The following is a 26,258-nucleotide window of genomic DNA, read 5'->3' on the forward strand; positions in this document are numbered from 1 at the left end:
TTCGACAACTTGTAGACTCACTTGTAGTTTGCCCTGAGCGTCGCCGTGGGCTTAAACGGTGCAAAAGTAGCCGAGCCGGCGTTTTGCTCTGAGCCAATTTGTCGCGGCATGCGCGTGGCCGCAACAACTTGTGAAGAGCTGAGCGCACACCATTTCCTATGGCGTGAAGTCATGTGAACATTGCCGTATAGGAGGAAATTGTGGCGGTGCAAGAGACCACGAATTATCCCAAAGTTTCGCCGAAAGACAAAGCGAAGGACCCCGTCGCGCGTGCGATTTGGTGGGCCATGATGACGACGCGCTTCATCCTTCCAGGCTATATGCTGTGGATGTTCTACAGCGCGTTTGGTTGAGCGCAGTAGGTAAGCTCAATCGCTACAGCCTATATGTTGCGGTGTGCTGAGCATCGGGCGTCCTCGTCGGGTTTGAGCGCCGGACGAGGACGTTTCTTTGCCGCGCGGGTCGTTTTTGGCGCTATGCTTGGCGCGTCCCTCTCGTCAAACTCTCTGGCGTTGCATCGGGGCGGGAAGCGGGAGGCGCGCTAGGTTTTCACTTTTGCTCATTCGGCTTTAAGCTTGGCGGAGGAAGGATTCTTGTCCTCCGCTCGGCGGAGCGCTATTTGATCTGAGATAAGGAAGGCGGCGACGGACCCGCGGGGATCGTCGCAAGCCGAGCTTTTCATAGCATTGGGGGGCACAAGATGATTTTAAGATCGCGCTCTTTGCTGCCGAGCTTCGGCCTGTTGGCGGCCGCGCTCGCCGGGTGCTCCACCAATTCATCCACGCCCGTGAGCATAGATTATCGCCAGATCGGCTTTTGCAACAGCTATGCGGCTTCGGGCGCGGTCCGCGCGGCGAAGCCTGGCGAGGTCTATGTGGTCTACAAGATCGACGCCGTCGATAACGCGAAGCGCAGCGCCGAATTCACGTTTTTTCCCACGCGCCTCTATATCGATCCGGTGGAATGGGGAGAAGCCAAGACGCTCAAGGCGGCGAAGCCCGGCGAGATGCAGGAGGCTTTCGCCTTGCGTGACCGCCGCCGCTTTGTTTCGAATGATGCGAGCTTCGCGCAAAGCGTCCATGTCGCCGCCCTGCAGGCGGGCGTCGTCGCTGGCGGCGCCAAAAAAACTCTCGGCGGTTACGCCATCGTCGCGACGCCGACAAGTTTCGAGGATCGCCCCGTCGAGCATGCCTTTAAGCTATCCTACGAGCCGCAGACGGGCGAGGCCGTCGATCCGCCTGTGGTCATGAGCGACGCGGACGCGGGGAAGACCTCGTGGCCTCACCCGGAGAACTGCCAGGAGCTTCCGCTCGACCGCCTTCCCTAGGTCGCGTTCCTGCGTCCAGCGAGACGGCTTTTGCGGCGCCTGTAGCATATTCCCGAGCAGATCGAATAAGTCTATTCGGTTGAAAGCGCTCTACGCCGCCGAGCCGTCGCCCTTGGTCTTGTTCTTCGATTTCACCGGACTGGCGGCGCGCTCCATATCCGAGGCCGAGAGGTTGAGCGCCCGCTTCGCCTCCTTGAGAAGATCGGGATCTATGGGGCGCGGCTCCAGCGGTACGTCGGCGCCGAGCCGATCCGCGAGGATGCGAAGCGCCGCCACGCGGGCATAGGGCTTGTCGTTCGCCGGGATCAAGTGCCAGGGCGCGTATCTCGTGGACGTTTCGTCCATCATGTCGGCGATCGCCGTCTCGTAATCCGACCACCGGGCGCGATTGCGAAAATCCTCATAGGATAGTTTCCAGCGCTTCATCGGGTTGACGAGCCTGTCGCGGAAGCGGCGGAGCTGCTCCTCCGGCGTGATGTGCAGGAACAGCTTGGTGAGGCGAACCCCGGAATCGGTCAGCATGCGCTCGAATGAATTGATCTCGCGATAGGCCCGCCGCCATTCCTTTTCGGTCGCAAATCCCTCGACGCGCTCGACCAGCACGCGGCCATACCACGAGCGGTCGAAGACCACGATTTGCCCGTTCTGCGGCAGGCGTCGCCAGAAGCGCTGGAGATAATGCTGGGCGCGCTCATGCGCGTCCGGCGCCGCGATCGGATGCACCTTGAAGCTGCGCGGGTCGAGCGCCCATCCGAGCCGGCGCACCAGGCCGCCTTTGCCGGCGGTGTCCCACCCTTCGAGAACCAAGACGGCGCGCTCCGTGGTTCCGAGATAGGCTTGCTGGATGAGCTGAAGCACCTCTTGCAATGATGCGAGGCGCCGCTCGTAATCCGCGAATTCCATTTTGGGATGATCGACGATCTCGCCGAGCCGGGGGCGGCCGGAGACGACGAATTTTTGCGGCGTCAGCGCTTGCGGCATGGCCTAAATCGTTTGGGTCGTGATTCTTTTGGATAAGGCATCCAAAGCGTCAAGCATGATCGAGTATCGAAAGCGAGAGCGGGATTTCAAGCGAGAAACCGGATTCCACGTTGTTCGCGTCCCGCTCTAGGACGCGCGCCGCTCCGGTTGTTCGTCCGACCAATCGGCATGCAGCATAGGCTCAAATATGAGTCTGTCGAGAAGATCCGCAAATGATGAATGCGCTCGCTGAGGAGCAAAGGCGGCCTTGGCGCGCGGCCGCAAGGGAGCGGCCTTAGCCTTGAAGGACTAGCGCCGTCCTATGCGCGGATTTGAGATGTAGCCGTCGGTCAACGTCTCGAGAAATGCGACGACGTCGTCGATCTCGGCGTCGTTCAGCGCGGGCGCATCGCCCGGCTTGCCGCCGAAGGGCGGCTCCATATTGACGTTGTCCCAATATTGCGGCGGCAGATCGTCGAATTTATCGATCGAGCCGTCGGCGCGGCGCGGATACCATTTCTCGGGCTTGACGTCGCGCTCGACATAGAAGGCCACCGCTCCACGGAGATCGTGGATCACGCCATTATGGAAAAACGCTTTGCGCAGCGCGACATTGCGCAGGGTCGGCGCCTTGAACAACCCGCAATATTCTGGATGGTCCTTGAGATCTGTGCGCTCCGGACCACAGAGGCCGAGATCATAAAATGCTGGATCGGCGTTGGCGGCGATTTCCCTATTGCGCGGCAGGCCAAGCGCGACGAGTCCGTCGTCGGTGAAGCGCGGCCGCGTCGCGGTCTTTGGCGCAAGGCTGATATGGCAGCTCGCGCAATTGCCCTTTTTCTCGTCGTTGAAGAGATCGAGCCCGCGCTTTTCCTGGTCGCTCAGCGCCGCCGCGCCGCCGAGATAGGCGTCATATTTGCTGCTGTAGGCGAAGAATTCCTGCGGCGTTTCCTGATAGATTTGCAGCGCCTTGACTGCAGCCTGCAACGCGGGGTGCGGCCCTTGCGGCATCCAGTCGGTCAGCGCCTTGCGCAGCGTCGCGCCGTAATTCGCCTCGATCAATGCGTTGAGGGCGGAGGCGTTTTTATTGGCCATTTCAAACGGGGAGAACAGCGGAATCAGCGCCTGCTGGCTGGCCGCGTCGACGCGACCATCCCAAGTGAGGCCGCCGGTCGGCCCGGCGTCGACGCCTCCGCCAGGACTTTCCTCCTCCGATTCATAGAAATGGCGACTGAATGGGGGCGCGCCTTGCTTATAGCAAAGGCTCGGAGGCGCGCGCAGCCCTGGTCGGTCGAGATCGACGCCGCCGAGTTGGACGCTCGCCGCGTTCGCCGGCGAAAAGCCGCGAGAGGGATCATGGCAGGAGGCGCAGGACATTTTCCCGGATGCGGATAGCGCCGGATCGCGGAACATGCGACGGCCGAGAACGCGGAGCTTTTCGACTTGCCGATAAATGGTCGCGCGCGAAAAGGTGGGATCATCGGCGTCGCCGGGGTTCTGGCCCTCGAGAGCGAACGCGCCGGGCGCGAAGGTGAGGACCGCCGCCAACGCGCCTGCGACTTGAGCCGTCCGGAACCGCGCCATTGTCACCCCCGCCAGTTCGGACCGCAAACGTCGGCGAAACTGCCCTTTCAGTATGACGAAAAAATAACGTTTGCCTGACGCATCCGCGTTTTCGTCGTGTGGTGCTGTCGCATTTCTGTTGTGGGCGGACCCTATTGGGTTGGCGTTTGGAATTCTTCGGGGGGGGGGTGGAGATGAGGCTTTATCGTTCAAGATGGGCGCTTGCGTCGGTCGCTGCCGGAGTGTTCGTGGGAACGGCGCATTCCGAGACTCTCACGGGGGCTCAAAGCGGGCATGAGCGCGGGGATCTCGCGAGAATCAAGCATGTCGTGGTGATTTACGCCGAAAACCGCAGCTTCAACAATCTCTACGGCCGCTTCCCGGGCGCGGACGGGCTGGCGAACGCCTTCGCGCAGTCGGCGTTCCGCGTGCAGAAGGACCGCAACGGCACGGTGCTCGCGGAGCTTCCGAAGATCTGGGGCGGGCTCACCGCGGCCGGCGTCGTTCCCGCCGTCACCGAGGCGCAGACCGAGCACATGCCGAACAAGCCGTTCGGCATAGACGACGACAAGGGCTATAACCAATCCATCGCCGTGACCACGCGAGATCTGGTGCATCGCTTCTATAACAACCAGATGCAGATCAACAACGGCGCCAATGACCGCTTTGCGGCATGGGCCGATTCCGGCGGCCTGGTGATGGGCTACTACAGCTATGATTCCGACACGCTGCCTCTGTGGAGTTACGCTAAGCGCTTCACCCTCGCCGATCATTTCTTCATGGGCTCTTTCGGCGGGTCCTTCCTCAACCATCAATTTCTGATCTGCTCCTGTGCGCCCTACTATCCGCACGCCGACACCAGCGTCGCCAAAGGTTCGATCGCGGCCGTCAATCCCGATGGCGTCAGCCTCAAGATCGATCCGGCTTCCCCGGCCTCGGCGTTGAGCGGCCCGCCGAAATATGTCAACGACGGCGCGCTGACGCCGGACTTCTACGCGGTCAACACAATGCAGCCGCCCTATCAGCCGAGCTCCGTCCCGCCGGCGACGGGGCAGGATCCGGCCTACGCCAACCCGAATTCGGCGAGCGTGCTGCCGCCGCAAACGGCGCAGACCATTGGCGATTTGCTCAGCAACGCGGGCGTCACCTGGGCCTGGTACGGCGGCGCGTGGCAGGCCGCGCTTGACGGACAGAACGCCTCCCCGGTTCCAAACTTCCAATATCATCACCAGCCGTTCAACTATTTCGCCGCCTATGCGCCTGGCACGGCGGCCAGAGCTGCGCATCTGCGCGATGGCGGCCTCGGAGGCGCAAAGTTGATCGCCGATATTGACGCGGGCGCGCTGCCCGAGGTGACGTTCTACAAGCCGCAAGGCAATCTCAACGAGCACCCCGGCTATGCCGATGTGGTCGACGGCGACGCCCATATCGCGAATGTTCTCGCCCATATCGAAAAGAGCAAGATCTGGAACGACGTGTTGGTGATCGTCACTTATGACGAAAACGGCGGCTTCTGGGATCATGTCTCGCCGCCGAAGGGCGACCGTTTCGGCCCCGGCACGCGCATCCCGGCGCTTCTCGTGTCGCCCTATGCGGAGCAGGGCTATGTCGACCATACCGTCTACGACACCACCTCGGTGATCCGCTTTCTGACGCGGCGCTATAATTTGCCTTTGCTTCCCGGCGTGTCCAGCCGCGACGCCGCCGTCAGGGCGCAGGGCGGTCAGCCAATCGGGGATCTCACCAACGCATTGATCTTCTTTAATCATCACTAAAGGCTGGCCGACCGAGGGGACTCGTTCGGTCGGCCAGAAACTCGCTCCGCCTTCAAAAATATGCTCTGGGCGAAGCCCGTCGAGCGCTCCCGGTAGCTGATATCCGAAGGAGAATGGCCAACGCGGGTAGCGTGGCCCTTCTCAATGATGGAGCCGCCCTCGGGCGACCTCCGCGATCGTCGCCGACACTCAATCGGTCGCAGGGCGCGAGCCCCCGCCGCTGGCGACAAGGAGCATGTTGACGAGCCAGCCCGCCTTGCAGTGGGTTCCGCTCAATTCAAACGGCATCCGCCTCGATCGCCTTGGCGCGTTGCAGCGCGGGGCGGGCGAGGCAGCGGTCGACATAGGCGCGAAAGACCGGGCGCGTTGGAACGAGCTTGAAAATGTCGATCCCAAAATGAAGATCGAGGCCGATCATAACGTCGGCCGCCGTGAATTTTTCGCCGAGGAGCCACGGACCCGGTTGCACCGCGGCCTCGAGCACGTCGAAGACGCGGTCGAAATCACCGAAGCTCGCCATCCGCGGATCAACGGCGACATTGGCGAATTTGGTCAGGAAAGCAGGCTCGATGCAGCCCGACGAAAAGAACAACCATTGCAGATAACGTCCGCGCGCCGGATGGCCGCGCTGCGGCGAGAGGCCGGCGTCGGGATGGGCCTCCGCGACATAGGCGCAAATAGCCCCAGACTCCGCCACGGCAAGCGCGCCGTCGGTCAGGGCCGGAACCTTGGCCATGGGATTGATGGCGCGAAACTCCGCGCTTTTTTGCTCGCCGGCGGCGAGATCGATGCGCACGCGCTCATAAGGTGCGCCGGCCTCCTCGAGGACCCATAATGCGCGCAAGGACCGCGTGCGCGGCGCCCAGTATAGCTTGATCATCCGACCCTCCCGAAGGCTCCCGCCAAGTTCATATATGCTCGACCGCGACGATGCCCGGTATCGCCTTCAAGGCGCCGGCGATTTGCGGCGAAACCATATATTTGCCCGGCAGCTTCATCTCGATCTCGCCGGACCCCGTCAGAAGGACGAGAGCCACTTCGCCGTCGCCCCGCGCTGCGAGGCGCTGCGCGACATGGCGGAGCGGATTTTCGTCACGCAGGAAGATCCGCAGGCCTTTTTGCACGCGACTCGCCGCCTGATCCAGGGGCTCGGCCGAAACGATGCGGGCGCGGACGTCCTCGCCTTCGACATTGGCTTGCAGGCTCAGCAGAACCGCGGCGCCTTTTTCGAGAAGGTCGCGATATTGGTTGAGGCCCTCTTGGAACAGGATCGCCTCATATTGGCCCGACGGGTCCGAGAGCTGGACGATCCCCATTTTCGAGCCCGATTTGGTGCGCCGCTCGTGTCGATCGAGCACGGTCGCGGCGAGGCGCCCGGCCGAGGCGCCTTGTTTGACGGCACGGGCGAAATCGACCCAGCGCTGAACCCGGAGCCGTGCGAGCACTGCGGCATAGGCGTCGAGCGGATGGCCGGAGAGAAAAAATCCGACCGCGTCGAATTCGCGGCGAAGCTGCTCGGCGAGCGGCCAGGGCTCAGCTTTGGGGAGCGGCAAAGGCTCCTCCGCCTCAGCGCCGAAGAGCGCGGATTGGCCGGCGCGGCGCTCCTCGTCGCGGCGATGGGCGTGAGCGAGCATGGATTCGACGCCGGCGAAGACGCGCGCCCGGTTCGGCTCCAGCTCGTCGAAGCCGCCGGCGGCGGCAAGGCATTCGAGCATGCGCTTATTGACCTCGCGCGGATTGAGCCGCGAGGCGAAATCGGCGAGGTCGCGGAAGGCAGCTTCGCGATCGCGCCGCGCCGATGCGAGCGCGCGCGCCTGCGCTTCGCCGACGCCCTTGATTGCCGCAAACGCATAGCGGATCGCCGGCTCGTCGGCTGCTTTCGCCGGCTCGAAATCGGCGCCCGACGTCAAGACGGAAGGCGGTAGGATCTTGATCTTCAAGCGCCGCGCCTCGTTGCAGAATTCGGCGAGCTTGTCGGTGTTAGATTTTTCGAGGCTCATCGAGGCGGCGAGAAATTCGACCGGAAAATTGGCTTTGAGATAGGCGGTCTGATAGGCGATCAGCGCATAGGCGGCCGCGTGGCTCTTGTTGAATCCATAGTCGGCGAATTTGGCGAGCAGATCGAAAATTTCGTCCGATTTCGCTTTCGTCAGGCCGTTCTCCACGGCGCCTCTCACGAAGCGATCGCGCTGGGCGTCCATTTCGGCCTTGATTTTCTTGCCCATGGCGCGGCGCAAGAGGTCGGCCTCGCCGAGCGAATAGCCGGAGAGAACCTGGGCGATCTGCATCACCTGCTCCTGGTAGATGATGACGCCGAACGTCTCCTTCAGAATGTGCTCGATCTTCGGGTGGATGTAGTCGGCTTCCTCCTCGCCGAGCTTCACCGCGCAATAGGTTGGGATATTGGCCATGGGTCCCGGCCGGTAGAGGGCGACGAGGGCGATAATGTCCTCGAACCGGTCGGCGCGCATCTCGACCAGCGCCTTGCGCATGCCCGCACTTTCAAGCTGGAACACGCCGACCGTCTCGCCGCGCCCGAGCATCTCGTAGGTTTTCTTGTCGTCGAGAGGTATCTTGGCGAGATCGATCTCGATGTTGCGCAAAGCGAGCAGCTTGACGCAAGTGGACAGCGTGGTGAGGGTCTTCAGCCCGAGGAAATCGAATTTGACGAGGCCCGCCGGCTCGACCCATTTCATGTTGAACTGGGTCGCCGGCATGTCGGATTTTGGATCGCGATAGAGCGGGACGAGCTCCTCGAGGGGTCGGTCGCTGATGACAACGCCCGCCGCATGGGTCGAGGCGTTGGAGTAAAGCCCTTCGAGCTTTTGCGCGATCTCGAGCATGCGCGCCACGCGCGGCTCGGATTCGGAGGCCTCCTTTAGCCGCGGCTCGGTTTCGACCGCTTGCTTCAGGCTGATCGGCGCGGCCGGATTCTGCGGCACGAGCTTCGCGAGCCTGTCGACCTGGCCAAGGGGCATCTCGAGAACGCGGCCGACGTTTCGCATCACGCCGCGCGCGAGAAAGGAGCCGAAGGTGATGATCTGCGCCACCTTGTCGTCGCCATAGCGGCGGCGGACGTAAGCGATCACTTCGTCGCGCCGATCCTGGCAAAAGTCGATGTCGAAATCCGGCATGGAGACGCGTTCGGGATTGAGGAAGCGCTCGAAGAGAAGGCCGAACCGGATCGGATCGAGATCGGTGATGGTGAGCGCATAGGCGACGAGAGAGCCCGCGCCCGAGCCGCGCCCCGGCCCGACCGGAATGTTCTGCGACTTCGCATATTTGATGAAATCGGCGACAATCAGGAAATAGCCGGGGAATTTCATCTTGGTGATGACGTCGAGCTCGAAGGCGAGCCGCGCGGCGTAATCCTCGAACGATATTCCGGGCGCGGTCCCATGGGCCGCGAGCCTGGCGGAGAGACCGGCCTCGGCCTGGCGGCGCAGCTCCTCCGCCTCGTCGTTTCCCGTGGCGTCTTCTCCGGCATTCGCCGCGCCGAAACGCGGCAGCATGGGCTTGCGCGTCAAGGGCCGATAGGCGCATCGCAAGGCGATCTCGACCGAGTTCTGCGTCGCTTCGGGCAAATCCGCGAAGAGCGCGACCATCTCGGCGCGAGTCTTGAAACGATGCTCAGGCGAGAGCCGACGGCGGGCGCCCTCGCCGATGACAGAGCCCTCGGCGATGCAGATCAGCGCGTCATGGGCCTCGTAGTCGGCGTCGGTTGCGAAATAAGTTTCGTTGGCGGCGACCAGCGGCAGGGCGGCCCGATAGGCGAGGTCGAGAAGGCGCGGCTCGATTTCGCTCTCCGACGCGATGCCATGGCGCTGGAGCTCGACATAAAGGCGATTCGGAAAAAGTCGCGCCAGTTCCGCCGCGCGAGCGAAGGCGAGTTCCGGCCGGGCGCCGGCGAAGGCGCGGTCCAGAGGACCCGACGGACCGCCGGTCAGAGCGATAAGTCCGTCGGTTCGGCCCTCGAGCCGGGCGAGACGGACATGCGGAAGCTCGCCCTGCGCCGGATCGAGCCAGGCGCGCGAAGCTATGTGCATGAGGTTCAGGTAGCCGGCGGCGTTCTTGGCGAGAAGGACCAGCTCCGCGCGCCCCGCGCCGGTCTCCTCGCCGCGAGCTGCCATGGCTGCCCCATCGCCGAGGTCGAGCGTGACCTGGAGGCCCGCGATGGGCTGCGCGCCTTCCTTGGCGAGCTTTTCGGAGAATTCCAGAGCTCCGAAGAGATTGTTGCTGTCGGTGATCGCCAAGGCGGGCATGCGGTCGGCCGCGGCGAGCTTGACGAGGGCGGAGATCGACATCGCTCCCTCGCGGAGCGAATAGGAGCTGTGCACATGAAGATGGACGAAGCCGACGCCGCCCGCCGCGCGGCGAGCGGCGTCGGAAAGCGCCGTCGTAGGCTCGTCATGGCTGACGTCTCGGCCGCTCAAGCGCTTCGTTCCTTCCATTGATGCGGATCCATCCGACTAGATCCATTTGCAGAACGAGGAAGGCCGGAATTAGATCTTCCGCCTGCATCCCGCGGCAAGTTAGAGCAATCGATAATGTTCGAACCCAAGCAAAGTCGCGCTCCGGAAAATGCTCCACAGGTTTTTGAAGGGCCGCTGCGCTCCACGGACGGCTATTTCGTCGCGGAGGCCTTTACGGGACGCCCCGCAGGCTCGTCCGCTCTCGTGAACCAAAAGGGAAATGGCTTTCTATCGAGAGCGAAGGCCTTTTTCGTAATCCACTGAAATGATTTGTCAGCTTGACCGGCGTTTGCGAGAAAAACTATAAGCTCTTTTACCTACGAGGATAAATATTTCCAAGTGTAGATTAGATGATTAAGCTTGCTACGCTAAAACGGGACGCGCATCCTTCGGATCCGCGCTGGGTGCCTTTGCGCCGCGACGTTCTTTATTTCGCATTGATTTCGGCGATCGTCTGGCTTGCGCTCTATGGCGTCTTCGCGGCCTTCCCGTTCGTCCGCAACGGCGCCGATGCGCTCGGGGCGGCGAAGGTCGGCTATTTGACGTCGCATTCTATTTTCTCGCAGGAGGCGCGGGTGCGCCTCCTCGTTTTCGGCGACAGCAAGGTTCTCGCGGGCTTCAACCCGACGATCTATGACGCCGCGCTTGGACGCGGCGTCGAAAGCTTCAACGCCGGGCGGCCGAGCGATGGCCGGGTGATTGATCTCTTGAAGCGCGTTCTCACGCGCGGCGAGAGGCCGACGCATGTGCTCTTGCAATTGCTGACCGAGGAGGAGGGAGAGCCTGAGTGGCGCGATTATCTCGCGCATGACAAGCTGCTGATCGATCTGCTCTTCCCTTTCCGTACATTCCCTCGTGATTTGGCCTTGTTCTTGATCTCATCGAGGCAGCAAGGCGGGATCGTCAACGCCTATCGAGAAAATAAAGAGGCCGTCGCCGGAGTCATTGACGATCGAGGATATTATTTCATCAAGGGGCAGAGCCATTATCCAAATGATCGCTTGCCCGATGAGTATCGTCTGCCGATCGACCAGCCGATGTTGCCCTGGCGATGGACGATCGATCCCGACGCGCCCCAGTTCAAAGAGCTGGCGGGTCTCGCGGCGGCATATGGCTTCAAGGTGATCTTCATTCCGCGGCCGCTTCGCGTCGGCGAATTCGCCCCGCCGGAACCCACCGTTTTCGACGCCAAGGCGCAGCCGTTGCCTTCGACGCCGGGCTTCTATGTGGCGGGTCCCTCCGCCTGGCTTTTCGAGCCGCGCTATTTTTCGGACCCGGTTCATTTCAACAAGGAAGGCGCAGCCTTGTATTCGAACCGTCTCGCTGAAGTCACCGCCCCGATCGTGAACGGCAAGGACTAACGCCGTGCTGTTCAATTCCTTCGAATATGCGGTTTTCTTCGCAGCCATTCTCGCCGTCTACTTCCGTCTGCCGGTGCGGCCGAGATGGCCCATTCTTCTCATCGCCAGCTATATTTTCTATATGGGCTGGCGGCCCTTGTTCGTCTTCCTCTTGATGTTCACGACGCTCGTCGATTATGTCGGCGGCCGGATCATCGACGGGGCGAAACGCGAATTGACGCGCCGCTTGGCCTTGGTCGGCTCGGTGTCGATCAATGTCGGCCTGCTCGCCTTCTTCAAATATTATAATTTTTTCATATCAAACGTGCACGCCGCGGCCTCCGGCTTCGGCTATGACTATGATTTCATCTATATAGACGTCATTCTTCCAGTCGGCATTTCTTTTTATACGTTTCAGTCGCTGTCTTATACATTCGACGTCTATGCGCGGAAACTGCCGGCGGAGCGCAACCTGCTTCGCTATGCGCTCTATGTCGCCTTCTTTCCGCAGCTCGAGGCCGGTCCGATTGAACGGGCGGCCAGGCTCGTTCCGCAGATCCAGAAGGACAAGTTCGCTGATCCGCAACGGTTCAGGGACGGGCTCTGGCTGATCGGCTATGGGCTCTTCAAGAAGATGTGCATTTCCGATCTGATCGCGCCCGTGGTCATCGGCATCTACAAGGATCCGCATCAATATAACGGGTCCTATCTGTTGCTCGCGACGGCGCTGTTCGCGATTCAGATCTATTGCGATTTCTCCGGCTATTCCAATATCGCGATCGGCTCCGCCAAAATGCTCGGATTCGATCTCATGACGAATTTCCGGCAGCCCTATTTCTCGCGCAGCCTCACTGAATTCTGGCGCCGTTGGCATATTTCACTGTCCACCTGGTTCCGCGACTATGTCTATTTTCCTCTCGGCGGCAGCCGGCTCTCGATGCTGCGCTCGCTGCGCAATGTGATGATCGTGTTTCTTCTCAGCGGCGTCTGGCACGGCGCCGCTTGGACCTTCATCATTTGGGGCGGCTTGCATGGCGCGATTCTCTGCGTCGAGCGGCTGGGGGGCGCCTTTGTCGAGCGGACGAGCGGGGTGCGTCGCATCGTCGAAACGCGAGGAGGGGGCCTTTTTCTCGGCGCGGCGGGTTTCTTATGGACAAGCGCGATCGTTCTCGTCGGCTGGGTCTTCTTCCGCGCCAATTCGCTCGCCGACGCGCTTTGGATTATCGGCCATCTCGGCCGCATCGGTCCCATCGACTACGGCACATTCAAGGTCCTGGGCCTGGCGTCGTTCGAGATCGTGCTCGCGATCTTTCAGATTTCGCTGCTTCTTTCCATTGATTATCTGATCTTCGCCAAGCCGGATCTTCTCGTGCGCTGGCGCAATATTCGTGCACTCGGGATGGCCGCGGCCGTGGCGCTCTTCTACAATATTATTCTCTTCGGCATTTTCGAAAAAGCGGAATTCATTTACTTTCAATTCTAGACAGGCGCGCGGATAAAGTCTGAACAAAAAAACCCCGACGCGGCGCGTCGGGGTTCGTTACCAGAGTTGGCCGAGTGGGAGGGCTCTCGGCGCGCTTGTGATATTCTGCAAAGCTTGCGCGCGGCTGCCTCGCCAACAATGCGCGGCTGCCTCACCAATAAAACGGACGCCGCCAGCCCCACCATGGACGATAATAGCCGTAATAGGGACGCCGCCAATAGGGACGCGGCCCCCAATAGCGCCGCCAGCCGGGGACCCAGCGACAGCGGTAGGGACCGCAGATCCAGCGGGCTTTTTCGACCCCGGCCGGAGCGTCCGCCTGCGCCGCCGAACCGAGGCCGGCGATCGGCATGGCCGACGCCGAGGGCGCGAGAGCGCCCGTCCAACCGAGGCAGAAGCTTCCGAGGCCTAGACCCGCGGCTAAAAGCAACATCCGATTGATCTTCATCTGCGCCTCCATATTCCGGCCTTGAGCGCGTTCTGGTCGGCTGGAATCGTCCAATCGACAAAATTCGCTCCAGATCAATAAGCTCGAGCATGTTCCAATCAAAAATGTGGACTGGCTTTCTAGGAAAACTCTCCAAGCTTGCGCCGGATCATATCTCCGAAAGTCGCAAATTGGCGCCTCGGCGCTGAAGATTTTCTGAAAAAACCACTCATCATCTATTCAAAGCAACAGGCGGCAAGCCGTTCTCGAGAGGCTATTTCAGGATCTGGCCGAGGAAAAGCCTCGTCCGTTCATGCTTCGGCGCAGTGAAAAAGGCCTCCGGACGATTGATCTCGACGATAGCGCCGTCGTCCATGAAAACGACTCTGTCGGCGACCTGCCGCGCGAAGCCCATTTCATGCGTCACGCACACCATGGTCATCCCTTCCTCAGCGAGCCCGATGATCGTCTCCAGGACTTCCTTGACCATTTCAGGATCGAGAGCGGAGGTCGGTTCGTCGAAGAGCATGATCTTGGGGCTCATGCAAAGCGCCCTTGCGATTGCGGCCCGCTGCTGCTGCCCGCCCGAGAGCTGGCCTGGATATTTATCCGCCTGCTCGGCGATCTGCACCTTGCGGAGATAGGCCGAGGCGAGTTCTTCCGCCTCCGCGCGCGCCAGCTTGCGCACGTGGATGGGGGCGAGGGTGCAATTTTCGAGAATGGTCAGATGCGGGAACAGATTGAAGTGCTGGAAGACCATGCCGACTTCGCGGCGGACTTCGTCGATGCGGCGCAGATCCGCCGTGAGTTCAATTCCATCGACGATGATCCGGCCGGACTGATGCGCCTCGAGCCGATTGAGGCAGCGGATCAGGGTCGACTTGCCCGAGCCCGACGGGCCGCAAATGACGATTCGCTCGCCGCGCGCGACGATGAGGTCGATGTCGCGCAGCGCATGATAGGCGCCGAACCATTTATTGACCCCGATCATCTCGATCGCGGGTCCTTCTGCGTCTTGCGCCGGATCAGACATGTGATCGCTCATGCTGCGGCGCTCCCGAGCCTGCGCTCGACGAAGCGCGCATAAAGCGACATGCCGAAGCAAAAGGCGAAATAGAAAAGCGCCGCGAAAATATAGCCCGTCGCCGAAATGGTCGGGCCGGCCCAAGCCGGGTCCTGACGCGCCGCCTCGATCGTTTTCAGGAAATCGAAAATGCCGACGATCGCGACCAGGGTCGTGTCCTTGAATAGGCTGATGAAGGAATTGACCACCCCCGGAATGACATGCCGCAACGCCTGGGGCAGGACGACGAGGCGCAAGGTCGGCCAGGGACGCAGGCCGAGCGCGGCGGCGCCCTCGAACTGACCTCTGGGGATCGCCTGCAAGCCGCCGCGCACGACCTCCGCCATATAGGCCGAGGCGAAGAGCGCGACCCCGATTAGCGGACGCGCCAGCCGGTCCGGCGCGAGATCTTCGGGGACGAAGAGCGGCAGCATGGTGTTGGCCATGAACAGGACCGTGATCATCGGCACGCCCCGAACGAATTCGATGAAGCCGGTACAGGCGAGCTTCAGCGCCGGGAGGCGGGAGCGTCGGCCGAGAGCGAGGAGAATGCCGAGCGGCAGGGAAAAGACCATTCCGACAGAGGCGACGAGTAGGCTGACGAAAACGCCGCCCCATAAATGGGTCTCAACGCGCGGCAGGCCGAGGGCCGGCGCGCCATGGAGCAGAATGAAGCCCTGCAGCGGATAGGCCACAAAAAAAAGGAAGGCGGCGAGCCGGCGCGCCGGCGCGTCGAGCCACAACAGCCAGACGATCAAAACGGCGCCGACGAACATAGTCACATCGACGCGCCACCGCTGGCTTTCCGGGTAGGAGCCATAGATGAAATAGGGCAATTTTTGCGCAATGAAGGCCCAGCAGGCGCCGGCCCCCGGCGCCCGGCAGAGCTCGCCGTCGGGGGCGGACCAGACCGCATCGAAAATCAGAAAGCGAAGCAGGGAGGGCAAAGCGAGGCCGACGAGCGTCAGGACCGCCAAGGTCGCGAGGCTCGTGCGCCAGTCGCCGAAAAGATTTCCGCGGAGCCCGCCGGCGAAGCTTTCGCTGGCGGGCGGCGGCTGCGCCGGCGCTGGCCCTTGCCGGACGAAGGCTTGGGCCGAGGCGGGGCGTCGATCCTGCGTCGCGCCGGGCATGGCTAGCGCTCGATCGAGGCGAAGCGGCGGTTGAACAGATTCATCGCCAGCGAGGCGAGAAGCGAGACCGTGAGATAAACCGCCATGGTGATGAAGATCACTTGGACTGCGGCGCCGGTCTGGTTCAGCACCGTGCCGGCGAAGACCTGGACGAGATCCGGATAGCCGACGAAGACCGCGAGAGACGAGTTCTTGATCAGGTTCAAATATTGGCTGGTGAGCAAGGGAATGATGACGCGCATGGCTTGCGGCGCGACGACATGGCGGATCGCCGCGAGGCGCGAGAGGCCGAGCGCCGCCGCCGCTTCGCTCTGTCCGCGCGGCACCGCCTGCATGCCGGCGCGGACGACCTCCGCGATGAAGGCGGCCGTATAGAGGCTAAGGCCGAGAACGAGCGCGACGAATTCCGGCAGCAACCGAACGCCGCCGATGAAATTGAATCCTTTCAGCTCCGGCGGGACGAGGCTGAGCGGCGCCCCGGCGATGAGGAAGGCGGCGACGGGCGGCCCGAGGATGAGTGCGGCGGCGCCGATGCGCAAGCTGGCGTTCATGGCCGGTCGCCGCCTTCGGGAAAGCCACCAGGCCGCAATTGCCGCGGCCGCGCTTGCGACGAGCGCCGCGCCCAGCCAGGGCGCGCCAGGGCCGAGCGCCAGTTCGGGCGCGAAAAGACCGCGATTGTTCAGAAAGACGCCGAAGGGCAGCGCGTAGGACTGGCGCGGCCCCGGCAAGGCCTTCAGCACGGCGTTGTACCAAAAGAGAAGCTGCAAGAGCAGCGGCACATTGCGGAGGATTTCGACATAGACGGTCGCGAGCTGCGCCGCGGCCCAGTTTTTCGAAAGCCGCGCGATTCCCACCGTAAAGCCGACGATTGTCGCAAGAGCGAGGCTGATCGCCGAGACCAGGCAGGTGTTTAATAGGCCGACCAGGAAAGCGCGGCCATAGGTCGAGGTCGCCGAATAGCTGATCAAGGATTGGTTGATGTCGAAGCCCGCGGTGTCGTTCAGAAAGCCGAAGCCGGTCGGGATGCCGCGCGCCTGCATATTGGCTCGGACATGGATAAACGCCTCGACGGCGAGCCAGCCGAGGCCGAGAAGGAAGACGGCCTGAAGGACGGCGATGCGCAGCGCCTGCGGGTCGCGCCAAAAGGCGAGCCCGACCGCTGGCGGCGGCGAAGACGCGGCGGCCGGCGCCACGCGGCGAGACCCTAGCGGATCGGCGGCGCGTATTGCAGGCCGCCTTTCGTCCAGAGCGAGTTGATCCCGCGCTTGATCTTCAAGCTGGAGCCCTCGCCGAGATTGCGGTCGAAGATCTCGCCATAATTGCCGACGCGCTTGACGATGCGATAGGCCCAATCCCCGGTGAGCCCCAAGGCCTCGCCGAAATTCCCCTCGAGGCCGAGCAAGCGCTTGATCTCGGGCCGATCCGACTTGAGTTTCTCATCGACGTTCTTCGAGGTGACGCCGAGCTCCTCGGCGTCGAGCATGGCGAAACCCACCCATTTCACCACGTTGAACCACTGATCGTCGCCTTGCCGCACCAGCGGTCCCAAAGGCTCTTTCGAGATGATTTCCGGCAGGATGACGTGATCGTCGGGATTGGCGAGTTTCGGACGCTCCGCATAGAGGCCGGAGGCGTCCGTCGTATAGGCGTCGCAGCGGCCGGAATCATAGGCTTTGCGCGCTTCGTCAGCGGAGGCGAAGACCACCGGCTCGTAGTTCATGTTATTGCCGCGAAAGAAATCGGCGAGGTTCAATTCCGAGGTCGTGCCTTGCTGGACGCAGATCGAGGCGCCGGATAGCTCCAAGGCCGAAGAGAGGTTCAGCTTCTTGCGCACCATGAAGCCCTGGCCGTCGAAATAAGTGATCCCGGTGAAAAGAAATCCCTGGCCGGCCTCGCGCGAAAGCGTCCAGGTCGTGTTGCGGGCGAGAATGTCGACCTCGCCCGATTGCAGGGCGGTGAATCGGTCCTTCGAGCTCAAGGGGATGAATTTCACCTTGCCCACGTCGTCGAAGATCGCGGCGGCGACAGCGCGGCAGAAATCGACGTCGAGTCCGGTCCAATGGCCCTTGTCGTCAGGCAGGCCGAAGCCGGCGACGCCGGTGTTCGATCCGCAGGCTAGCGTTCCCCGCTTCTTGATTTGGTCGAGCGCGCCGGCGTGAGCGAGGGTTGCGACGAGCATCAGGCCGGCGGCGAGCGCCAAGACGTTCCTCTTGAGCATGTGAGACGATTCCGAATTGATCCACGATTGCGCGCCGAAACGCGCCGCGATCGCCTGGAGCGCGGCGTTGAGCGCTCAGGGTGAGGCCTTTGATCCGGCCGGTCAAGCTGCGGGGAAGGGCACGATCGAACGCGCCTCGCCACGCGAAGCCGGCCGGCGCGGGCTTGACGAGGGCGCCATCAAAACCCCAGTTTGCGGCGCGCATAAGACAGATTGGACGCGAGGCCCATGACCGAGACGACGCCCGACGACCGCAAGGGCTTGAAGGCCAAGACGAGGCTCATCCATGCGGGCCGGCGGCCTTCAGAGCAATTCGGCTTCGTCAATACGCCGATCTATCGGGGCTCGACGGTGCTTTTTCCGACCCTGGACGATCTTACCCGGCGCAATGCGAAATTCTCCTATGGAACGCAGGGCACGCCGACGACAGAGGCGCTCGAGACCGCCTGGACGGAACTTTCGGGCGCCGCCGGAACTGTGCTGGTGCCTTCCGGCCTCGCGGCGATCAGCCTCGCGCTTCTGACGGCTGTCAAGGCCGGCGATCACATCCTCGTCACCGATTCGGCCTATCGCCCGACCCGTATTTTCTGCGATGGAATTCTCGCCCGCATGGGGGTGGAGACCACCTATTACGATCCTTGGATCGGGGCCGGAATCGAGGCGCTGATCCGGGCCAACACCAGCGTGATCTTTCTCGAGGCGCCGGGGTCGCAAAGCTTCGAGATGCAGGATGTCCCCGCAATCGCCAAGGTCGCCCGCGCCAAGGGCGTCTGCACCATCCTCGACAATACTTGGGCGACGCCGATCTTCTTTCCGCCGCATGAGCGCGGCGTCGACATGGCGATCGAGGCCGGCACAAAATATCTTTCCGGCCATTCCGATCTTTTGCTTGGGCTCGTGTCCGCCAATGCGCAATGGCTCAACCGCCTGCGCGCGACGTTCGACGCCTTCGCTATGTGTCCCGGCCCGGAGGATGTGTTTTTGGCCTTGCGCGGCTTGCGCACGCTGGACCTGCGTCTGCGCGAGGCCGAGCGGCAGGGACTCGCACTCGCCACTTGGCTCGCGGAGCGCGACGAAGTCGCCGTCGTCCTGCATCCGGCTCTGCCGTCATGCCCCGGCCACGCCTTGTGGAAACGGGATTTCCTCGGGTCTTCCGGACTTTTCTCCGTCATTCTCAGGCCCTGCTCGACGGCGGCGCTCGCCGCCATGCTCGATGGGCTCAAGCTGTTCGGTATGGGCTTTTCCTGGGGCGGCTTCGAGAGCCTCGTCATTCCTTTCGACTGCCGCGTCTATCGGACCGCGACCCAATGGAGCCCGCCAGGACCGGCGTTGCGGTTTTCGGTCGGGCTCGAGGATATCGAGGATCTGAAAGCCGATCTCGCTGAAGGGTTCGAGCGGCTGCGGGCGGTTGGGTGATCGGCTCGCCGCGGCGCCCTTGCGGATGGCTTGCCAATCTCTGGGTTGTAAGCGAACTTCCTTTATCTCGACGCGGAGATCCGCTTCCATGCATGTCCTGAGGCTTGCGCTGCTCGGCCTCGCAGCTCTCGTCGCTCTCATTCTCGGCTGGACCTTTTGGATAGAAGCGAATCGGCTGGGAAGCCCGCCTTCGTCGCAAAACGCCGAGGCTTCGGTCTCGCCTGAAGCCGTCGAGGCCGCGCGGCGTGCGATCGAGGCCAATCTCGCGGCGGTCCCTGAATATGCCGAATTTTTGGAGCGGATGAAGACGAGCTTCCCGGTCGAATACGAGGCCTTTCTCGCCAAGGCGGCGCGGCGGGCTGCCGCGACCGGCGAAAGGGCGAGCGCCGATTTTCTCATGATCGAGGCCGTTCGCCTTCTGCGCGCCTCGCATGGAGTGCTCGCGGCCAAGGCGGGCCAGCTCGCGCTCGACCATGTGTTCGAGATGCAGCTCGCCATGCTGCGCGCTCTGGCCGAGAAGAACCAGGGGCTCTGCGTCGACTTCCTCTATGGCGGCGCCAGAGGAGATTTTCTCGAATTTTCGGTCGCAAATCGCGGCCTCGTGGGGGCCATGGCGAGCGCCGGCGTCGAGGCTATCCGCGACGGGCAGGCCAATCGAATCGATCGCGACGACCCGACGGCGGAGGATTTCCAGAAGCTCGAGGAAGCGCTTCGCGCCAAAGGCCTCGAGACGCCGGAGATCGAAGCCCTGCTCGACGGCAAGACACCCGATCCGCCGCTCGCCGACGCGCGCCTTTGCCAGGCCGGCGTGATTTATCTCGAGGCGCTTGCGGCCATGCCCGAGCCGCAGCGCCTGCGCATCTATGGCTTTGCGGTCGAGCTGATGGCGAGGTCGTGAGTCGGAGCCGGAATGAGAAAACGCATCCCGGCTCTGACGATTTGTCTGTTCAAACGGTCTTTTGCCGAGTGAACGGCTAGAACAAGCCGACGACCTTCCCGGCGTCGTCGAGGTCGATATTATTGGCCGAGGGAACCTTCGGCAGGCCCGGCATGGTCATCACGTCGCCGCAGATCATCACGATGAACTCGGCGCCCGCGGCGAGCCGCACCTCGCGAATATTGATCTCATGGCCGCTCGGCGCGCCGCGCAGCTTTTGATCGGTCGAGAAGGAATATTGGGTCTTGGCGACGCAAATCGGGTAATGGCCATAGCCCGCATCCTGGAGCTTCTTGATCTGGGCGCGGATCTTCGAATCGGCCGTCACCTCGCTCGCGCCATAGAGCTTGGTCGCGATCGCCGTCACCTTGTCCCAAAGCGTCGCCTCGTCTTCATAGACGAAGTGGAAGTCGCTCGGCGTCTTGTCGATGAGCTCGACGACTGTCCGCGCGAGTTCCTCCGCGCCTTTGCCGCCTTCCGCCCAGTGCCGGCAGACCACGACCGGCGCTTCATGATGCGCCATTTTCTTTTGCAGAAGATCGAGCTCGGCGATCGTGTCGAAGGTGAAATGGTTGATCGCGACGACGCAGGGCAAGCCGTAATGGTTGCGGATATTGTTGACGTGACGCTCGAGATTGGCGACGCCTTTGGACAGCGCGTCGAGATTCTCCGTATTCAAATCCTTCAGCTCGACGCCGCCATGATATTTGAGCGCGCGGATCGTCGCGACGATCACCGCCGCTTGGGGCCGCAGGCCGGACTTGCGGCATTTGATGTCGACGAATTTTTCGGCCCCGAGATCCGCGCCGAACCCGGCTTCGGTCACGACATAATCGGATAGCTTCAGCGCCGCCTTGGTGGCGAGCACTGAATTGCATCCATGCGCAATATTAGCGAAGGGACCGCCATGGATGAAGGCGGGGTTGTTCTCGAGAGTCTGGACGAGATTGGGCTTGAGCGCGTTCTTCAGCAGCACGGCCATGGCGCCATGGCCGTTCAAGTCGCCAGCATGAATGGGCTTCTGGTCTCTGGTGTAGCCGACGACGATCTTCGCCAGCCTGGCCTTCAGGTCGGCGATCGAGGTCGCGAGGCAGAAGATCGCCATCACTTCCGAAGCGACGACAATGTCGAAACCGTCCTCGCGCGGAAAGCCGTTGGCGACGCCGCCGAGGCCGACGGTGATCTGCCGCAGCGCCCGATCGTTCATGTCGACCACGCGCTTCCAGGTGACGCGCCGGACGTCGAAGCCGAGCTCATTGCCCTGATGAATGTGGTTGTCGATCAAGGCGGCCAATAGATTGTTGGCCAGCGCGATCGCGCTGAAATCGCCGGTGAAATGGAGGTTGATGTCCTCCATCGGCACGACCTGGGAATAGCCGCCGCCCGCCGCGCCGCCTTTCATGCCGAAGACGGGGCCAAGAGAAGGTTCGCGCAGGCAGATCGAAGCTTTCTTCCCGATGCGGTTCAAGGCGTCGCCGAGGCCGACGGTCGTCGTCGTCTTGCCTTCGCCGGCGGGGGTGGGGCTGATCGCGGTCACCAGGATCAGCTTGCCGTCCGGGCGATCAGCCAGGCTGTTGATGTAGTCGAGCGAGATCTTCGCCATGTAGTGGCCATAGGGGTCGAGAAATTCGTCCCCCACGCCGAGCTTGTCGAGCGCGACGTCAGTGATGCGGCGCAGCGTCGCCTGCTGGGCGATTTCGATATCCGACGGCATGGATCCTCCTCTCGAAACTGGATGCGGCCGATCTTGCGCCTCGGCGAGCAAGTCGGAACTGAACTTCACTTTTTGCACGGCCATCGGTCCGGCGCCGCGCCGGATAAAATCGCTGCGAGCCCAAAGAGCGACTGCGTCGGGCCCGCCGCGCATTGAACCGCGCGCCTTTGCTCGACTGCGCTCTCTCGCGCTTGCGAATGCTCCAGCCGAACTGCGCAGCCCCGCCGGAACGATCTCGTTCGAATTCTCTCGGATCTCAGGCGGCCGGAGCATGCCGGAAACGGAAACGTCGATCAACCGTCCGACGAACGCTTTGGAGCTCGCCGCGGCTTCGGCGGCGAGGCTCGATCGCTAAAGCCTAGGCTTCCACCACATTCTGCGGCTTTCCGGCGGCGAAAGCGTCCACATTGTCGATGAGCTGGTCGGCGAGAACCTGCATCGCCTCGCGGCTCGCCCATGCGACATGCGGAGTGATGATGAAATTGGGCAGGCGGAGATCGAGCAGGATATTGCCCTGCTTGGGCGGCTCGACCGTCAGCACGTCGAAGCCGGCGCCGCCGATGACGCCCTGCGTCAGGGCCTCGGCGAGCGCCGCCTCGTCGACGAGCCCGCCGCGGCCGGTGTTGATCAGGACCGCGTCGCGCTTCATCATGCGCAATTCGCGCGGGCCGATCATATTCTTGGTCTCCGCCGTCAGCGGCGCGTGAAGCGTGATGATGTCGCTCTCGCGCAGCACGGTCTCGAAATCGACAAGGCCAGGCTGCGGGAACACGTCATAGGCGAGAACCTTGAGGCCGAAGGCCTCTGCGATTTGCGCCAGCGATTTACCGATCGCGCCATAACCGATAATGCCGAGCGTCGAGCCGCGCATGTCGCGGATCGGATGATCGAAGAAGCAGAATTGATCGCATTCCTGCCAGCGGCCGGCGCGCACGTCGTCGCGATAGGCGACAATGTTGCGACGCAACGCGAAGGCGAGGGCGAAGACATGCTCCGGAACCGTGTTGAACGCGTAATTGCGGATATTCGAGACGACGATCCCGCGCGACTTCGCATAGGCTTTGTCGACTACGTCCGTGCCCGTCGCCGCCACCGCGATCAATTTGAGATTGGGCAACTGGGCGAGCGTCGCCTCGCGCATCGGCACCTTATTGATGATCGCGATGGTTGCGTCGGCGAGGCGCTCGACGATCTGATCCGGCGCGGTCTTCTCGTATTCCTTGTAGCTATGCGGAAAATTAGGCGTCCGCAAATTCGCCTCGAGTGTCGAACGGTCGAGAAAGACGATCGAATGCTGCACGGCGCTAACTCTCTTTAGAACGTGGGTTGCGAACGCATGGTCGCCGCTGAATCAGGGTCGTGTTGACGGAAGGTAAGCCGAACGGCGCGGTTTTTGTCGACCTTCGCTCGCGGCTTTCGCGTCTCGGCCTTTCGCCGGTTCGCGCGCGGAGTGCGGGCGGACCGGCGAAAGGCCGGCGCTATCGCCTCCTACGCAAGTAGAACGGCCTCGGCGGGCCGCCCGTCTTGGCTGGCTAGAAAACGCTGCGGCCCGTTAAGCCTCGAAGGGCCGACGGCTCGGCGAGGAACGGACGTTGGTAGGACAAGCGCCTCGGCGCGAAGAAAGCCTTCGCGCCGAGGCTTCGACTCAATCGTTGAGGACGCCTTCGGGATGCACTTCGGCGAAGCGCTCCTGATCAGTCGGTTTTTTTTCCTTGGCCATGATGGTCGAGCGGAAATGCTCTTGAGCCGCGCCGACGCCGCTGCCGAGCTGGATGTCGATGCCGACGTCGCGCATCGCCATTTCCGCTCCGGCGATCGCGCCGAGAACCATCAGGTCGTTGAGATCGCCGAGATGGCCGATGCGGAAGACCTTGCCGGCGACCTGGGACAGGCCGGCGCCGAGCGACAGGTTATAGCGACGATAGGCGGTGTCGATCACGTCGGCGCCGTTGATGCCCGCCGGGACAACGATGGCCGTGACCGTGTCGGAATCCCATTTCGCTTCCTTGGCGCAGGGATGGAGGCCCCAAGCCTTGACCGCGGCGCGGACGCCGCCAGCGAGGACGTGATGACGCTCGAACACATGCTCGAGCTTTTCCTCGAACAGGATGCGCATCGATTCGCGGAGGCCGTAGAGCATCGGCAGCGCCGGCGTGTAGGGGAAATAGCCCGTCGCATTGGCCTTGATCATGTCGGCGAAGTCGAAATAGACGCGCTTCAGCCCGGCGGTCTTGGTGGCGGCGAGTGCGCGGGGGCTCGCGCAGACGATGCCGAGGCCGGCCGGCAGCATCAGGCCCTTCTGCGAGCCGGCGATGGCGAGATCGACGCGCCATTCATCCGCGCGGAAATCCAAGCTGCCGATCGAGCTCACGCCGTCGACATAGAGGAGAGCCGGGTGGTTGGCGGCGTCGATCGCCTTGCGGACGGCCCCGATGTCGCTTGTCACGCCGGTCGCGGTCTCATTGTGGACCGCGAGCACCGCCTTGATCTGATGCGACTTGTCCTCGCGAAGGATCGCCTCGATTTTCTCCGGCTTGACGCCCGTGCCCCATTCTTCCTCGAGCACTTGCACGTCGAGGCCGAGCCGCTGGGCGAGATCGATCCACAAATGGCTGAACTGGCCGAAGCGGGACGCCAGAACCTTGTCGCCCGGCGACAGCGTGTTGCTGAGGGAGGCTTCCCAGGCGCCGGTGCCCGAGGACGGGAAGATGAAGACTTGGCCATCGACGCTTTTGAAGACTTTCTTCAAGTCCTCGAACAGAGGCAGCGTCAGTTCCGGAAATTTAGAAGACCGATGGTCTTCCATCGCCACCAGCATGGCCCGCTGAACGCGGTCCGGCACATTGGTCGGCCCGGGGACGAAGAGAAAGTGGCGACCCGGCATATTGCATCCTCCATAAGATAGCTTGCGACAATATTCACGAAAACATTGACGATCACAAGTCAGCGGGGCGAATCCCGCGACCGGCGATCGCCGCTAGAGCATGTTCCGACAAAGCTGATCGACTTTTACGATCAGAACATGCTCCAATTTACTCAACTGAAGCGCGCTCTTATCGATTGCAGGAGCTCCGCCAATCGAAACGCGCTTTTGGATGCCCGCGGCGAGCGCCTGCGCGTCGCAGCGTCGTCGACCTCATCGCTGATCAGGACCGCGCGGAAATCGTTCACATTGGTGAGCGTCGGACCCGTCACCACCAAATCTCCGACCGCCTTGAAAAACCCGTAGCCGTCATTGTCGGCGAGCCGCGCCTTGGCGGAGACGCCGAGGGCCGCCGCGCGGGCGAGGCTGTCGGGGAACAGCAAGGCGCCGGCGTTGTCCTCGGTGCCGTCGATCCCGTCGGTGTCGCCGGCGAGGGCATAGATCCCAGGATGCGCATCGAGCGCGACTGTGAGCGCCAGCAGGAATTCGGCGTTGCGGCCGCCCCGCCCGGATCCGCGCACTGTGACCGTGGTCTCGCCGCCGGAGATCAAGACGCAGGGCGGCGCGATCGGCTGGCCGAAGCGACGCGATTGCCGCGCCATGGCGGCATGGACCAGAGCGACGTCGCGCGCTTCGCCCTCGATGTCATTGGCGAGGATGAGCGGCGCGACGCCCGCCTCGCGCGCGACCGCCGCGGCGGCCTCGAGCGACATTTGCGGCGTCGCGATCATGACGTTCTCGACCTTTGCGAGCCGCCGATCGTCCGGCTTGAGCGTCTCGGCCGCGGCGGAACGCAAATGCGCCAGGACATTGTCCGGCGCGGCGATCCCATATTTGGCTAATATGGCGAGAGCTTCCGCGCTCGTCGTCGGATCGGCGACGGTCGGGCCCGAGGCGATGACGCTCGGATCGTCGCCGGGGACGTCGGAGATCAACAAAGCGACGACCCGCGCCGGCGCGGCGGCGGCGGCGAGCCTCCCGCCCTTGATCGCGGACAGATGCTTGCGGACGCAATTCATTTCCGTGATGGTCGCGCCGCTTTTCAGCAAGGCCTTGTTGACGCTTTGCTTATCAGCCAAGGTCACGCCAGGCGCCGGCAAGGCGAGCAAAGCCGAGCCGCCGCCCGAAATCAGGCAAATGACCAGATCGTCGGCGGTCAGGCCCTGAACCGCCGCGAGGATGCGTTCCGCCGCCGCCAATCCCGCGGCGTCGGGGACCGGATGCGAAGCCTCGATCACCTCGATGCGGCTGCATGGCGCGCCATGGCCGTAGCGCGTCACCACCAGGCCCTCGAGCGGTCCGGGCCAATGGTCTTCGAGCGCTTTCGCCATGGATCCCGCCGCCTTTCCCGCGCCGACCACGATCGTCCGGCCCTTGGGCGGCGAGGGCAGATGGGGCGGCAGGCAACGGACGGGAGAGGCGGCGCCGACGGCGGCGTCGAACATATTCAGAAGCAATTGACGGGGATCGAAAGCCATGGCGCCTTTGAGTTTGCTTCGAGGGGTGCGTT

20 protein-coding genes are annotated in these 26,258 nt (G+C 62.7%); 7 read left to right on the top strand and 13 right to left on the bottom strand.

The window, feature by feature from the left end:
* Positions 1 to 200 precede the first annotated feature (200 nt).
* Both METAC_RS26620 and METAC_RS0119340 read left to right on the top strand, forming a co-directional pair.
* Positions 201 to 353, top strand: a complete 153-nt coding sequence (locus METAC_RS26620) for a hypothetical protein (RefSeq protein ID WP_156898284.1) — start codon at positions 201 to 203, stop codon at positions 351 to 353.
* A gap of 347 nt (positions 354 to 700) precedes the next feature.
* Positions 701 to 1,327, top strand: coding sequence for a hypothetical protein (locus METAC_RS0119340; RefSeq protein WP_026608279.1), 627 nt, complete (start codon positions 701 to 703; stop codon positions 1,325 to 1,327).
* A 90-nt stretch (positions 1,328 to 1,417) separates the two neighbouring features.
* On the opposite strand, the gene METAC_RS24585 is transcribed toward METAC_RS0119340, so the two are convergent.
* Both METAC_RS24585 and METAC_RS24590 read right to left on the bottom strand, forming a co-directional pair.
* Entirely contained in the window at positions 1,418 to 2,308 is an 891-nt protein-coding gene (locus METAC_RS24585; RefSeq protein ID WP_051335701.1) for a polyphosphate kinase 2 family protein, read from the bottom strand.
* 288 nt (positions 2,309 to 2,596) lie between these two features.
* Entirely contained in the window at positions 2,597 to 3,871 is a 1,275-nt protein-coding gene (locus METAC_RS24590) for a cytochrome-c peroxidase (protein ID WP_036255727.1), read from the bottom strand.
* 173 nt (positions 3,872 to 4,044) lie between these two features.
* On the opposite strand from METAC_RS24590, the gene METAC_RS24595 reads away from it, so the two are divergent.
* A complete protein-coding gene (locus tag METAC_RS24595; RefSeq protein WP_084143798.1) occupies positions 4,045 to 5,625 on the top strand; it encodes an acid phosphatase in 1,581 nt (526 codons plus the stop codon).
* Positions 5,626 to 5,902: 277 nt separating this feature from the next.
* Here the strand turns inward: METAC_RS24595 and METAC_RS0119360 are convergent, their stop codons facing one another.
* Together METAC_RS0119360 and dnaE are read right to left on the bottom strand one after the other, a co-directional pair.
* Positions 5,903 to 6,505 carry a glutathione S-transferase family protein gene (locus METAC_RS0119360; RefSeq protein WP_026608280.1) on the bottom strand — a complete coding sequence of 201 codons (603 nt, stop codon included), beginning with the start codon at positions 6,503 to 6,505 and terminating at the stop codon, positions 5,903 to 5,905.
* 28 nt (positions 6,506 to 6,533) lie between these two features.
* Positions 6,534 to 10,076, bottom strand: coding sequence for a DNA polymerase III subunit alpha (dnaE, locus tag METAC_RS0119365; RefSeq protein ID WP_084143799.1), 3,543 nt, complete (start codon positions 10,074 to 10,076; stop codon positions 6,534 to 6,536).
* Between the two features lie 371 nt (positions 10,077 to 10,447).
* On the opposite strand from dnaE, the gene METAC_RS0119375 reads away from it, so the two are divergent.
* Positions 10,448 to 11,458 (top strand): hypothetical protein, encoded by a 1,011-nt coding sequence (locus tag METAC_RS0119375; protein WP_026608283.1) that lies wholly within the window; start codon positions 10,448 to 10,450, stop codon positions 11,456 to 11,458.
* Between the two features lie 4 nt (positions 11,459 to 11,462).
* Positions 11,463 to 12,920: an MBOAT family O-acyltransferase gene (locus tag METAC_RS0119380; protein WP_026608284.1), complete on the top strand. Its 1,458-nt coding sequence runs from the start codon at positions 11,463 to 11,465 to the stop codon at positions 12,918 to 12,920.
* 151 nt (positions 12,921 to 13,071) lie between these two features.
* Here METAC_RS0119380 and METAC_RS0119385 read toward each other — a convergent pair whose 3' ends face one another.
* From METAC_RS0119385 to METAC_RS0119405, 5 genes are all read right to left on the bottom strand, one after another.
* The gene (locus METAC_RS0119385) at positions 13,072 to 13,368 is read right to left on the bottom strand and encodes a hypothetical protein (RefSeq protein ID WP_245257527.1); all 297 of its coding nucleotides are present in this window, start codon (positions 13,366 to 13,368) and stop codon (positions 13,072 to 13,074) included.
* 253 nt (positions 13,369 to 13,621) lie between these two features.
* Positions 13,622 to 14,392, bottom strand: coding sequence for an amino acid ABC transporter ATP-binding protein (locus METAC_RS0119390; protein WP_026608286.1), 771 nt, complete (start codon positions 14,390 to 14,392; stop codon positions 13,622 to 13,624).
* Entirely contained in the window at positions 14,389 to 15,540 is a 1,152-nt protein-coding gene (locus METAC_RS24600) for an amino acid ABC transporter permease (protein WP_036255729.1), read from the bottom strand. Before METAC_RS24600 ends, METAC_RS0119390 begins: the two co-directional genes overlap by 4 nt.
* 2 nt (positions 15,541 to 15,542) lie before the next feature.
* Complete coding sequence (locus METAC_RS0119400) at positions 15,543 to 16,733, bottom strand: amino acid ABC transporter permease (RefSeq protein WP_026608287.1); 1,191 nt, start codon at positions 16,731 to 16,733, stop codon at positions 15,543 to 15,545.
* A gap of 11 nt (positions 16,734 to 16,744) precedes the next feature.
* On the bottom strand, positions 16,745 to 17,758 hold the full coding sequence (locus METAC_RS0119405; protein WP_026608288.1) for an amino acid ABC transporter substrate-binding protein: 1,014 nt from the start codon (positions 17,756 to 17,758) through the stop codon (positions 16,745 to 16,747).
* Between the two features lie 228 nt (positions 17,759 to 17,986).
* On the opposite strand from METAC_RS0119405, the gene metC reads away from it, so the two are divergent.
* Both metC and METAC_RS0119420 read left to right on the top strand, forming a co-directional pair.
* Positions 17,987 to 19,174, top strand: a complete 1,188-nt coding sequence (gene metC / locus METAC_RS0119415; protein WP_026608290.1) for a cystathionine beta-lyase — start codon at positions 17,987 to 17,989, stop codon at positions 19,172 to 19,174.
* An 88-nt stretch (positions 19,175 to 19,262) separates the two neighbouring features.
* Positions 19,263 to 20,072: a hypothetical protein gene (locus METAC_RS0119420; RefSeq protein ID WP_026608291.1), complete on the top strand. Its 810-nt coding sequence runs from the start codon at positions 19,263 to 19,265 to the stop codon at positions 20,070 to 20,072.
* 76 nt (positions 20,073 to 20,148) lie between these two features.
* Here METAC_RS0119420 and METAC_RS0119425 read toward each other — a convergent pair whose 3' ends face one another.
* From METAC_RS0119425 to METAC_RS24605, 4 genes are all read right to left on the bottom strand, one after another.
* Positions 20,149 to 21,825, bottom strand: a complete 1,677-nt coding sequence (locus tag METAC_RS0119425) for a formate--tetrahydrofolate ligase (protein WP_026608292.1) — start codon at positions 21,823 to 21,825, stop codon at positions 20,149 to 20,151.
* Positions 21,826 to 22,183: 358 nt separating this feature from the next.
* Positions 22,184 to 23,125, bottom strand: a complete 942-nt coding sequence (locus METAC_RS0119435) for a D-2-hydroxyacid dehydrogenase (RefSeq protein ID WP_026608294.1) — start codon at positions 23,123 to 23,125, stop codon at positions 22,184 to 22,186.
* Positions 23,126 to 23,470: 345 nt separating this feature from the next.
* Positions 23,471 to 24,709: an aminotransferase class V-fold PLP-dependent enzyme gene (locus METAC_RS0119445; protein WP_026608295.1), complete on the bottom strand. Its 1,239-nt coding sequence runs from the start codon at positions 24,707 to 24,709 to the stop codon at positions 23,471 to 23,473.
* A 152-nt stretch (positions 24,710 to 24,861) separates the two neighbouring features.
* Positions 24,862 to 26,226, bottom strand: a complete 1,365-nt coding sequence (locus METAC_RS24605) for a glycerate kinase type-2 family protein (RefSeq protein WP_084144058.1) — start codon at positions 26,224 to 26,226, stop codon at positions 24,862 to 24,864.
* Positions 26,227 to 26,258 lie beyond the last annotated feature (32 nt).

It is taken from the genome of Methylocapsa acidiphila B2 (assembly GCF_000427445.1).
In the GTDB taxonomy this organism is placed as follows: Bacteria; Pseudomonadota; Alphaproteobacteria; order Rhizobiales; family Beijerinckiaceae; genus Methylocapsa; species Methylocapsa acidiphila.

Excerpts from the sequence above, each read along its gene's own strand:
- METAC_RS0119340 (WP_026608279.1), top strand. The coding sequence starts at position 701 with ATGATTTTAAGATCGCGCTCTTTGCTGCCGAGCTTCGGCCTGTTGGCG.
- METAC_RS24585 (WP_051335701.1), bottom strand. The coding sequence starts at position 2,308 with ATGCCGCAAGCGCTGACGCCGCAAAAATTCGTCGTCTCCGGCCGCCCC.
- METAC_RS24590 (WP_036255727.1), bottom strand. The coding sequence starts at position 3,871 with ATGGCGCGGTTCCGGACGGCTCAAGTCGCAGGCGCGTTGGCGGCGGTC.
- METAC_RS24595 (WP_084143798.1), top strand. The coding sequence starts at position 4,045 with ATGAGGCTTTATCGTTCAAGATGGGCGCTTGCGTCGGTCGCTGCCGGA.
- METAC_RS0119360 (WP_026608280.1), bottom strand. The coding sequence starts at position 6,505 with ATGATCAAGCTATACTGGGCGCCGCGCACGCGGTCCTTGCGCGCATTA.
- dnaE (WP_084143799.1), bottom strand. The coding sequence starts at position 10,076 with ATGGAAGGAACGAAGCGCTTGAGCGGCCGAGACGTCAGCCATGACGAG.
- METAC_RS0119375 (WP_026608283.1), top strand. The coding sequence starts at position 10,448 with ATGATTAAGCTTGCTACGCTAAAACGGGACGCGCATCCTTCGGATCCG.
- METAC_RS0119385 (WP_245257527.1), bottom strand. The coding sequence starts at position 13,368 with ATGAAGATCAATCGGATGTTGCTTTTAGCCGCGGGTCTAGGCCTCGGA.
- METAC_RS0119390 (WP_026608286.1), bottom strand. The coding sequence starts at position 14,392 with ATGAGCGATCACATGTCTGATCCGGCGCAAGACGCAGAAGGACCCGCG.
- METAC_RS24600 (WP_036255729.1), bottom strand. The coding sequence starts at position 15,540 with ATGCCCGGCGCGACGCAGGATCGACGCCCCGCCTCGGCCCAAGCCTTC.
- METAC_RS0119405 (WP_026608288.1), bottom strand. The coding sequence starts at position 17,758 with ATGCTCAAGAGGAACGTCTTGGCGCTCGCCGCCGGCCTGATGCTCGTC.
- metC (WP_026608290.1), top strand. The coding sequence starts at position 17,987 with ATGACCGAGACGACGCCCGACGACCGCAAGGGCTTGAAGGCCAAGACG.
- METAC_RS0119420 (WP_026608291.1), top strand. The coding sequence starts at position 19,263 with ATGCATGTCCTGAGGCTTGCGCTGCTCGGCCTCGCAGCTCTCGTCGCT.
- METAC_RS0119425 (WP_026608292.1), bottom strand. The coding sequence starts at position 21,825 with ATGCCGTCGGATATCGAAATCGCCCAGCAGGCGACGCTGCGCCGCATC.
- METAC_RS0119445 (WP_026608295.1), bottom strand. The coding sequence starts at position 24,709 with ATGCCGGGTCGCCACTTTCTCTTCGTCCCCGGGCCGACCAATGTGCCG.
- METAC_RS24605 (WP_084144058.1), bottom strand. The coding sequence starts at position 26,226 with ATGGCTTTCGATCCCCGTCAATTGCTTCTGAATATGTTCGACGCCGCC.